Raw genomic sequence first — 2817 nt, 5'->3', positions numbered from 1 at the left:
AGAAGATATAGACAAAGATGAACTGAAAGAGACCCAAATCGCTCTCTGGCTTATAAACTCTTCCATTACGTCGCCAAAACTGGAAGATATTTTCAGTTTTGCCAAGACAAAAGATTTTGTAAAAGCCCGTCAAGCAGTTTTTAGCGAGCTTGAAAAAAGAAACCTGAAAAAGGTTTTTGAAGAAATAGAGAGACCTCTCATCGCTGTAGTTCGAAAAATGAACAAACGGGGAGTGAAAATTGACACGGAGTATTTAAACAAACTTTCAAAGGAATATCACAAAGAGCTCACAAAACTTGAGGAAAATATTTGGAAAGAAGCGGCGCCCCATACCAAAGAGTCGGATATGGAGAAGTTTAATGTCGCTTCGCCCAAACAGCTCGCGGTGGTTCTTTTTGACAGAATGGGACTTACTGCCAAAGGACTAAAGAAAACCGAGGGTGGCGCGCGTTCCACGAAAGAATCGGAGCTTTTGAAACTCAAAGACGCGCACCCCATAATAGAGCTGATTTTAGAATACAGAGAATTTGCCAAACTGCTCTCCACCTACATAGATAATATGCCTCAAATGGCGGATGCGGGAGGCAGATTGCACGCCGAGTTTTTGCAGGCCGGGGCGGCCACGGGCAGAATGGCATCTCAAAATCCGGGTCTTCAAAACATTCCGATAAAAACGGAAGCCGGCAAGCGAATCAGAAACGCTTTTATTGCCGAAGACGGTTTTAAAATTCTTTCAATTGACTACTCGCAAATAGAGCTTCGGGTGGCGGCCATACTTTCCAGCGACCCGAAGCTTTTGGAAATTTTCAGAAATGGCGAAGACGTGCATACCGCCGTGGCATCGGAGGTTTTCGGAGTGGAACGTGAAAAAGTTGATTACGAAATGCGCCGAAAAGCGAAAGTCATAAATTTCGGAATCATCTACGGTATGGGTATAAACGCTCTTAAAACAAACCTCGGCGCTTCGCGTGAAGAGGCGACAAAATTTCACAACGACTATTTTGAGAAATTTTCCACTCTCGCGCGATATCTGGACGAAGTAAAGGCCTTCGCGTACAAAGAGGGCTACACCGAGACCCTTTTCGGCAGACGCAGATATTTTGAAGGACTGAAATCAGTACTGCCGTTTATCCGCGCGGCTTCCGAACGACAAGCCATAAACGCTCCGCTTCAAGGCACGGCGGCTGATGTTATAAAACTGGCGATGCTTCGGGTGGACGAGTTTTTGCAAAAAGAAAATCTTGAGGACAAGGTCTATCTCACCATGCAGGTTCATGACGAGCTTGTGTATGAAGTAAAAGAGGATTTGGTTGAAAAAGTCGCGCCCAAAATCCGTGAAGTGATGGAAGGTGTCCTTTCGCCGAAGGAGTCAAAAGAAGTGCCTATGATGGCGGAAAGCTATGTCGGTAAAAATTGGGGCGCTATGCAACGCATCGCAGACAGTTCGCAGACATAATGCAGACAGCTCGCAGACATAACGCAGACATCACGCGGACTATGGAATGCGGACAGCATGCTGACATAACGCGGACAGATGCGGACTAAACGGCTCATACTGCCAGTGTGAGCCGTTTACAGGGGCTTCACAGAGCCATTTTTTCATTTGACTTTTACATGCAAATATGCTATGCTTTAAATAGAAACTTTGAAAAACTGCCTCCAAGGGGCGAGGACGGACGCGCCATTCGCGAGCCGTCGTTAGCGGAGAAATGCAATTAGTTTCTCTGCCAAAAATCAAAACGCCGCCCGAACCGCGCGGCATAAACCAAAAAGCGGTTCAAAGGCCCCAAAAAGGAGGGGCTAAAAAATGAAATTCATATTGTATTATGAGGGCGACGATGATACGCCCTCGAAAGCCTACGAAGTCGAGGCGGAGACCGGACTTCAGGCGTTACTATTAAATGCGGAAACTTCGCTCGCCACCTCGGCGGCAGTCGTGGATGTTGACACAGGAGAGGAAAGCAAAATCTACTCTCTTGGTATCGTAACGGGCCCATCTGCGGTGTTTAAGGGGGGTAGAATAGTGAGAGAGGGAGATGGTCCTTACAGCGACGTGTTGGTGGAGGACGGCGAGCTCGTAGAGGCGCCGTGGCCCAAGTTGCACGGCCGGGACAGTTGCCGTGCAAAGATGGCGCCTCTCTACCGGCGTGGCTGTTGCCCAAAATGTAGCAGAGTGATGTTCACCTCGTTTCCTCACGGGGAAAACATCAATTACTGCTCCTGCGGGGCAAAAATAAAGCCACTTGTTGGATGAAGGTACGGACTCATCTTGAACACAGGCGGTTTCGCGTGACGCGCGAAACCGCCTTTTTACTTTTTCTTTTTTTGGCTTGCTGCGGCAGAATCTATTTTCTAATTCGTGGGGAAAAGGTGTCAGGAACCTTTCTTTTCCCACCTTTTCCCCTGACACCCTTTTATTCTGAATTCCCGCTTTCCCCAGACTGCGGGCGGACGCATAGGCAGGCGGGGGATGGCAGAAGTCCTCTTTGTTATTCAGTCATTCAGTGATAGGTTATTAGTCATATGTTGTATTTTTTCTACGGAACCGATACCGACAAAGCGCGCGCGAAGGCGCGGGGACTCGTGGAGGCGTTACGGAAGAAAAAACCGGACGCGGAAGTTTTCAGCATGGATAGCGACAATTTTTCGGAGGCGAAGTTTGAAGAGTTTATAGGAGGGCAAGGGCTTTTTGAAAGAAAGTTCATTGTGTATGGAAACAGGATTTTTGAAAATCAGGAGGCGAAAGTTTTTGTAATGGAGAAATTGAAAGAAATCGCGGTCTCGGAAAATATTTTCATTTTGCTTGAAGGGCCGGTG

The 2817-nt window shown here is 47.5% G+C and carries 3 protein-coding genes; all 3 read left to right on the top strand.

Annotation, left to right across the window (positions count from 1 at the left end):
• On the top strand, positions 1 to 1456 hold a 1456-nt coding region (locus tag Q8P86_01795; protein ID MDP3996409.1), incomplete at its 5' end, for a DNA polymerase.
• Positions 1457 to 1807: 351 nt separating this feature from the next.
• Positions 1808 to 2254 (top strand): hypothetical protein, encoded by a 447-nt coding sequence (locus tag Q8P86_01790; GenBank protein MDP3996408.1) that lies wholly within the window; start codon positions 1808 to 1810, stop codon positions 2252 to 2254.
• Between the two features lie 269 nt (positions 2255 to 2523).
• The coding region (locus tag Q8P86_01785) for a hypothetical protein (GenBank protein ID MDP3996407.1) at positions 2524 to 2817 on the top strand (294 nt) is incomplete at its 3' end.

This window comes from bacterium, assembly GCA_030699905.1.
Classification (GTDB): domain Bacteria; phylum Patescibacteriota; class Minisyncoccia; order Phycocordibacterales.
Note: the sequence above shows the minus strand (reverse complement) of the source record. Positions and strands in the feature narration are given on the sequence as shown.

Bases quoted from the DNA above. Each gene is read 5' to 3' on its own strand.
- Q8P86_01790 (MDP3996408.1), top strand. From the start codon at position 1,808: ATGAAATTCATATTGTATTATGAGGGCGACGATGATACGCCCTCGAAA.